Source organism: Lysinibacillus sp. S1 (assembly GCF_044986265.1).
Classification (GTDB): Bacteria; Bacillota; Bacilli; order Bacillales_A; family Planococcaceae; genus Lysinibacillus; species Lysinibacillus capsici.
In genome coordinates this window covers 2,124,710-2,132,221 of the sequence record NZ_CP173154.1, presented here as the reverse complement: position 1 = coordinate 2,132,221, position 7,512 = coordinate 2,124,710, and the positions used below count along the sequence as shown (strand labels likewise).

Annotated in this window: 6 protein-coding genes; all 6 read left to right on the top strand. The window is 36.7% G+C overall.

The window, feature by feature from the left end:
- The first annotated feature begins 161 nt into the window (after positions 1 to 161).
- The 6 genes from rpiB to wecB all read left to right on the top strand — a co-directional run bounded on the left by rpiB (position 162) and on the right by wecB (position 7,003).
- The gene (gene rpiB / locus ACHZEU_RS10790; RefSeq protein WP_004269466.1) at positions 162 to 599 is read left to right on the top strand and encodes a ribose 5-phosphate isomerase B; all 438 of its coding nucleotides are present in this window, start codon (positions 162 to 164) and stop codon (positions 597 to 599) included.
- A gap of 86 nt (positions 600 to 685) precedes the next feature.
- On the top strand, positions 686 to 1,228 hold the full coding sequence (locus ACHZEU_RS10785) for a TIGR01440 family protein (RefSeq protein ID WP_016992753.1): 543 nt from the start codon (positions 686 to 688) through the stop codon (positions 1,226 to 1,228).
- A 58-nt stretch (positions 1,229 to 1,286) separates the two neighbouring features.
- Positions 1,287 to 2,528, top strand: a complete 1,242-nt coding sequence (gene glyA, locus ACHZEU_RS10780; protein ID WP_404804496.1) for a serine hydroxymethyltransferase — start codon at positions 1,287 to 1,289, stop codon at positions 2,526 to 2,528.
- A 285-nt stretch (positions 2,529 to 2,813) separates the two neighbouring features.
- On the top strand, positions 2,814 to 4,970 hold the full coding sequence (locus ACHZEU_RS10775) for an EAL domain-containing protein (protein WP_404804495.1): 2,157 nt from the start codon (positions 2,814 to 2,816) through the stop codon (positions 4,968 to 4,970).
- 124 nt (positions 4,971 to 5,094) lie between these two features.
- Positions 5,095 to 5,724, top strand: coding sequence for a uracil phosphoribosyltransferase (upp, locus tag ACHZEU_RS10770; protein ID WP_404804494.1), 630 nt, complete (start codon positions 5,095 to 5,097; stop codon positions 5,722 to 5,724).
- A 157-nt stretch (positions 5,725 to 5,881) separates the two neighbouring features.
- A complete protein-coding gene (gene wecB / locus ACHZEU_RS10765) occupies positions 5,882 to 7,003 on the top strand; it encodes a non-hydrolyzing UDP-N-acetylglucosamine 2-epimerase (RefSeq protein ID WP_404804493.1) in 1,122 nt (373 codons plus the stop codon).
- Positions 7,004 to 7,512 lie beyond the last annotated feature (509 nt).

Here is a 7,512-nt window from a genome sequence, read left to right as displayed (position 1 = left end):
TCCACAAAAAAATAAGTTTAAAAGTGAATAATTTTGTGTTAACATACAATTAATGTTCGTCTTKCAGGAAAAATMAACGTAAAAACATAAGAAAAATCGTGTTATTCTTCAGAAAGAAGTGGTACACTAAGGTTGACTATAAKTCGAAAAGAGGGAACCCAGTGAGAATAGCAATTTCTTCTGATCACGGAGGCAATAACTTACGTCGTGAGATTATGCAGCTATTAGATGAACTTCAAATTAGCTACGAAGATTTTGGTCCACAATCTGCGGATTCAGTAGACTATCCAGACTATGCAAAACCTGTATCTGAGGGTGTTGCTAACGGAGAATTTGATAAAGGCATTTTAATTTGTGGCACAGGAATCGGTATGTCCATTGCCGCTAATAAGGTCAAGGGCATACGTTGTGCATTAGTACATGATGTATTTAGTGCCAAGGCAACGCGTTGCCATAATGATTCAAATATTTTAGCAATGGGCGAACGTGTAATTGGCCCTGGCCTTGCACGTGAAATCGTACAAGCATGGCTAGAAACCGATTTTGAAGGTGGCCGCCATGTACGCCGTATTGAAAAAATTACTGAACTAGAGCAATAATAGTTTTGTTATTCCATATATGGCATTCGTATAGGATGTCATATATGGCATGATTTTAATGGATATAGATGAAGGAGCTGAGCTTAATGGTTGTAAAACAAATACGAACACATTTGACTCAGTTACTCAGTGAATTTGAAGAGCAAGTAACATTACGACCCCATACAATTTTTGTAGTAGGGTGCTCTACATCTGAAGTGATTGGTCAGAAAATTGGCACAGCGGGAGCATTGGAGATAGCAGAAGCCATTTTTGAGCCGTTACAAGAATTTGCAGCAAAGCATCAATTGCTTTTAGCATTCCAAGGTTGTGAGCATATAAATCGCGCCATTACTATGGAAGCATCAACAGCTGAAAAATTTGGCTATGATCCAGTAGCGGTTGTCCCAGTACGTACGGCAGGCGGCTCAATGTCAGCATATGCCTATACGCAATTTGATAATCCAGTGATTGTTGAAACAATACAGGCACATGCAGGTATTGATATTGGACAAACATTAATCGGTATGCATTTGAAAGCAGTAGCTGTACCTGTTCGAACATCGGTAAAAATGGTAGGAGAAGCTGTTGTGACGATTGCAACAACACGTCCTAAGCTAATTGGCGGAGAACGTGCAGTATATAAATAATTACCACCCTATTTAGTGGTAGAGATGAATAACGATACTTTAGGAGGCTTTTTCAAACATGGCATATGAAAAATTAGCAGTACAAGACAAAGCAGTACTAGATGGAATTCTTGCAGAAAAAACACGTCAGCAAGCAAATATTGAATTGATTGCATCAGAAAACTTTGTATCCGAAGCAGTGATGGAAGCGCAAGGATCAGTACTGACAAATAAATACGCTGAAGGTTATCCTGGTAAACGCTATTATGGTGGCTGTGAGCATGTAGACGTAGTAGAAGACATTGCACGTGATCGTGTAAAAGAACTCTTCGGAGCAGAATATGCAAATGTGCAACCACACTCAGGTGCACAAGCAAACATGGCTGTTTATCATACGATTCTAGAACCAGGTGACACAGTTCTGGGTATGAACCTTTCACATGGTGGTCACTTAACACATGGTTCTCCAGTAAACTTCTCTGGTATTCTATATAATTTTGTAGAGTATGGTGTAACACAAGATACACAAGTGATTGATTATGAAGATGTACGACAAAAGGCTTTAGAGCATAAACCGAAACTGATTGTTGCTGGTGCATCTGCTTATCCACGTGAAATTGACTTCTCTAAATTCCGTGAAATTGCAGACGAAGTCGGAGCCTMTTTCATGGTGGATATGGCACACATTGCTGGCCTTGTAGCTGCTGGCGAACATCAATCACCAGTGCCATATGCTGATTTTGTTACATCAACTACACATAAAACATTACGTGGACCACGTGGTGGATTAATTCTTGCTTCAAAAGAATGGGAGCAAAAACTAAATAAATCTGTATTCCCAGGCATTCAAGGTGGCCCATTAATGCATGTTATCGCTGCAAAAGCTGTAGCATTTGGAGAAGCTTTACAACCAGAATTTAAAGACTATGCAAAACAAATTAAAGCCAATGCAAAGGCATTAGCAGAAGTATTAATTGCTGAGGGTGTTGAAATTGTTTCTGGTGGTACAGATAACCATTTATTACTGCTAAATGTTAAATMTCTTGGTTTAACAGGTAAAGTAGCAGAGCACGCACTAGATGAAGTAGGGATTACAACAAATAAAAATACAATCCCTTACGATACTGAATCTCCATTTGTCACTTCTGGAATTCGTATTGGTACTCCAGCGGTCACTTCTCGTGGCTTTAAAGAGGAAGATATGAAAGAAGTAGGAGCAAGTATAGCAGCTGTGCTTAAAAGCCCTGAAGATGAGGCAGTTAAAGCAGATGCAAAAGATCGTGTGAAGGCATTAACTGATAAGCATCCACTATATGTATAATCAATAGAATAATAGCTGTATTTAAAGTACAAAATTTACTTTAAATACAGCTTTTTATTTTGGAAATGGAGGATTAAACTGTAAAAAACATCTTTTTTCTAATAAAGTAGAATAATACCCTTATTTTTGAATAAATTTACATAAAAACGGTATAAAGGGATATATTATAGTAGGCAGAGGACAGATAGTGTCCTAGAAAAGAAGTTTTTTTTAATAAAAGTGAAAATTTAATTAAATTTTATGTACAATGGAAATGAGATGAAGTGATAGAAAAGGAGGGGTTGGATGGTCACTAAATCGTTAAACACAGATTATGATGTATTATTAAACAGCATTCGCAAATTAGGTAATAATTCGAAAGAAAGCTACGTTATTTTTGATGCGACGAAGCATCATTACATAGTAGAGTGTAATGATTCTTTTTGTATGCTTACTAATGCTGCACGTTCACAAATACTAAATACTGATTATTTTTCATGGCTATCAATGGACGAAAAAATGACAACCATTGAAATGATAAAAGAAAAAATACATAACGGCATAATGGTGCAGGCGAAGCTATATCATAATGGCATCGATAAACCTCCCTTTTGGGCAGAAATACAAGCATTACCTTTTTGCAATGAGGCAAATGTAACCCAATTTGTTTTAGTATTTGTGAAGGATGTTACATATTATYATACGGAAGACTTCTTAATGCGTTTAGAAAATGATATGTACAGGGCAATTGAGAAGGAGTTTACTTTTGAGCAAAAGATGAAGCTTATTTGTCAAGGMCTCGATGAATTTTTCATGCCAAATABTGCAAGTATGGTGCTTATAAAAACAGAAGTAAACCAATTACAAGTTTTCATAGGAGATAATCAAACAGAGAGCGTACCAAAATGTTGTACAAACAATGATTTCTTTAATAAGGTCATGCAATCAGAAACGTCTACTTTCATAGAAAATTTAGATGAAGTGAATATTCCTAAAGAACATAAGCAATATGCTTCGCTAGCTAAAAAGCCGCATGGATGGTTTATCCCTATACGTAATCAACAGCGGCAAGTAATAGGTGTTTTCTCGATATTTAGCCAAAAAACACAAAGTGACCAGATGCTTAAAAATATGTTYCGAAAAATGGGTGSTCTTGTTGCATTGGCTTATTMATATGCAAGGACGCAGAAAAAAATTTGGGATTTAGCCTATACAGACATTACAACAGGTCTGCCTAATCGTCACAGCTTTGTTAATACGATTGAAAGGGAAGTCCAGCAGGGGCAAAGCGGCTTTATTAAAATATTAAAACCTAGTGAATTTCATCAAGTAGTTGAATTATATGGCCGTGAAATTGGTGATGAACTTTTAAGACAACTTGCCAAACGTCTTGAGCAAGACAAGTCAGAAAGTAATGAGTATGTTGCTAGATTCACTAGCTCTAGTTTGATTATGACTACAATGTCACTTCATGAAGATTTGAATGATTATGAGATGAGAATAAAAGAAACGATTCGCCAGCCTTTTATTATAGGAGGAAAGCAAATCTATATTACATTAAAAACAGGCATTGCTTCCTATAATGATGACATAAATATTAATGATGCGATTCGTTTTGCAGATAATGCGTTATCCTTTGCAATCGATAGGCCAGGCACACATACTGAAATATTTACAACAGAGAAAAATGATGTGCTTGTACAGAAGATGACGGTTTTAAATCATTTGTCAGAAGCCATCAAAAATAAAGAAATAACAGTCCACTTACAGCCTAAAGTAGATTTACGCAATGGGGAAATTCAAAGTATTGAAGCACTTGCAAGATGGATTTCTCCAAAATTGGGTTTTGTTTCGCCGGCAGTCTTTATTCCAGTAGCTGAGAGTGCTGGTAAGGTTCGAGAAATTGATGTGCTTATTTTAGAGACGGTACTCTCATGGCTTTCAGAACGACAACGCCTGGGAAGGAAATTAGTGAAAATAGCTGTCAATATTTCACCTGACCATTTTTACTACACGCACTTTGTTCAGGATACACTGAAACTTGTGCGGAAGTACAATATTGACCCTAGCTATATTATCTTAGAGGTGACAGAAAATATTGGTTTAGTAGATTTCCAATCAGCCTATAAGATCATTCAGGAGCTGAAGAGCTATGGCTTTAAAACATCCGTAGATGATTTTGGAACAGGCTTTTCTTCATTAAGCTATTTACAACAACTACCGTTTGCTGAACTAAAGATTGATCGTAGCTTCATCAATGCTATTGAAGATCCAGCAACACTTGCTATTGTTCGCTCTATCATTCAGTTAGCATTAAATTTAGGGATGATTTCAGTGGCAGAGGGTATAGAGACAGAGGAACAGGTTGAGATTCTACGTGCGCTAGGATGCACAGTAGGACAAGGATACTTCTATTTCAAGCCAATGCCAATTGAACAATTAGATATAATCCTTGATCAATAACTTAGTTTTGACAAAAGAATAGATGATAAATGGAGTTGTCCTAAATTTATTTTTGAGGCGACTCCTTTTTTCTGTTATACTAGTTGAGATAAAAATGAATCCGAACGGTGAGGAGAGAATCCCTTTGAGCAAAGTCTATGTATTTGATCATCCACTAATCCAACACAAATTAACTTATATTCGCGACAAGAATACAGGAACAAAAGAATTTCGTGAGCTAGTAGACGAAGTGGCAACACTAATGGCATTTGAAATTACACGTGATATGCCAGTAGAGGAAATTGAAATTGAAACACCTGTAACAATTGCAAAAACAAAAGTACTTTCTGGTAAAAAACTTGCAATCGTACCGATTTTACGTGCAGGTATCGGTATGGTAGATGGCGTATTAAAGCTTATCCCTGCTGCAAAAGTTGGTCATATTGGTCTTTACCKTGATCCAGAAACATTAAAACCAGTTGAATATTACGCAAAACTTCCTGCAGATGTTGAAGAACGTGATTTCATCATTGTAGATCCAATGCTTGCAACTGGTGGTTCTGCAGTGGAGGCAATTCATTCACTGAAAAAACGTGGAGCTAAAAACATTAAATTCATGTGCTTAATCGCTGCACCAGAGGGTGTGAAAGCTATTCAAGAAGAACATTCGGATGTAGATATTTACATTGCTGCACTTGATGAAAAATTAAACGACCATGGTTATATTGTACCAGGCTTAGGTGATGCAGGAGACCGTCTATTCGGTACAAAATAAAAATCCATACATGAAATTTCCTCATTTAGGMAACTAATAATTTGTGAAAGCGTCCTTCAAATTGAAGGGCGTTTCATAGTATGTGTAGGTAAGTAATCCCTCATCAACAGGAGATTGATCTTACCATACAATAACAAAAAGGACGGTGCAGATCGTTTTGACAAAGAAATGGAAAGTAATGACGATTTTTGGTACAAGACCAGAAGCAATTAAAATGGCTCCTCTTGTTTTGGAGTTACAAAAGTATCCTAAGCAAATAGAATCTATTGTAACTGTAACAGCACAGCATCGCCAAATGCTCGATCAAGTATTAGAAACGTTTAGTATTACACCAAACTATGACTTAAATATAATGAAGGATCGCCAAACATTAATTGATGTAACGACAAACGCATTACAGGGTTTAGATAAAGTAATGAAGGAAGCACAACCAGATATCGTTTTGGTACATGGTGATACAGCAACGACTTTCATTGCAAGCCTCGCTGCGTTCTATAACCAAATTGCTATAGGACATGTAGAAGCGGGACTTCGAACATGGAACAAATATTCACCATATCCAGAGGAAATGAATCGCCAACTAACAGGCGTGATGGCAGATTTACATTTTGCGCCAACTGAAGTATCTAAAAAGAATCTTTTAGATGAGAACAAAAATCCAGCGACGATTTTTGTTACAGGTAATACAGCAATAGACGCATTAGCAACAACAGTCAGTGAACACTACACGCATCCTGTATTAGATAAAATTGGCGAGGATCGCATGATTTTATTAACGGCACATCGTCGTGAAAATCTTGGTGAACCAATGCGCCATATGTTTAAAGCGATTACTAGAATACTCGCAGAACATGAGGATGTTCAAGTTGTTTATCCAGTTCATATGAATCCGGCTGTAAGAGAAATTGCTAATGAAATTTTAGGGAATAATAAACGAGTGCATTTAATTGAGCCTCTTGAAGTATTTGATTTCCATAACTTTGCGGCTAATTCATATATGATCTTAACGGATTCAGGCGGTGTACAAGAAGAGGCACCTTCATTAGGAAAGCCAGTGCTTGTTCTTAGAGATACGACAGAACGTCCAGAGGGGATTGCAGCAGGAACATTAAAGCTAGCAGGAACAGAAGAGGAAACAATTTACGCCTTAGCAAAGGAATTACTAACAGATAATAATGCCTATGAAGCAATGGCTAAAGCATCGAATCCATATGGAGATGGACATGCATCTAAGCGTATTGTTGAAGCATTGCTAGGATTTKTGCAAAAAACTAATTAAAATACTATATTTTATATTAAAAATAAGTCTAATGTACCTGTTGAAATGGGTAAGCTAATTTACGAGCATAATCTTGTCGTAAATTAGCTTTTTTTATGCGTGAGAAGGTTGAGAAATTTTGAAACTATGAAATTTCATACACAAATTTGTCAACAATTTGACAAGAGTATAGAGGCTGTGAAGTTTTTCTCCTTTACCAATTGACTTCAAATATCACCTATTGTATGCTTACAAAGGGTAAGAATGATAAGGGTTTCTGTTCATAAATAGGACGTTGAAACACTTGTTATATCAACTTTCTACTAAATTGACAGTTCAAAATAAGACTGTCGATTTGCAACGTTTTGTGCGTTTCGGTTTTTACCGAGTCGGTAAGGGGTGTAAGTTATTTTTTTGGGCATTTACACCTGTAATTGAAATGACTCTCCCATTACTATTCCGCTGTGAGTAGTGCTTTTCACTGCTCTTTTCTGATTTCACATAGTGGTCAGCAAACGTTTTCATTACTC

Coding starts and splice junctions, on each gene's coding strand:
- ACHZEU_RS10785 (WP_016992753.1), top strand. CDS start 686: ATGGTTGTAAAACAAATACGAACACATTTGACTCAGTTACTCAGTGAA.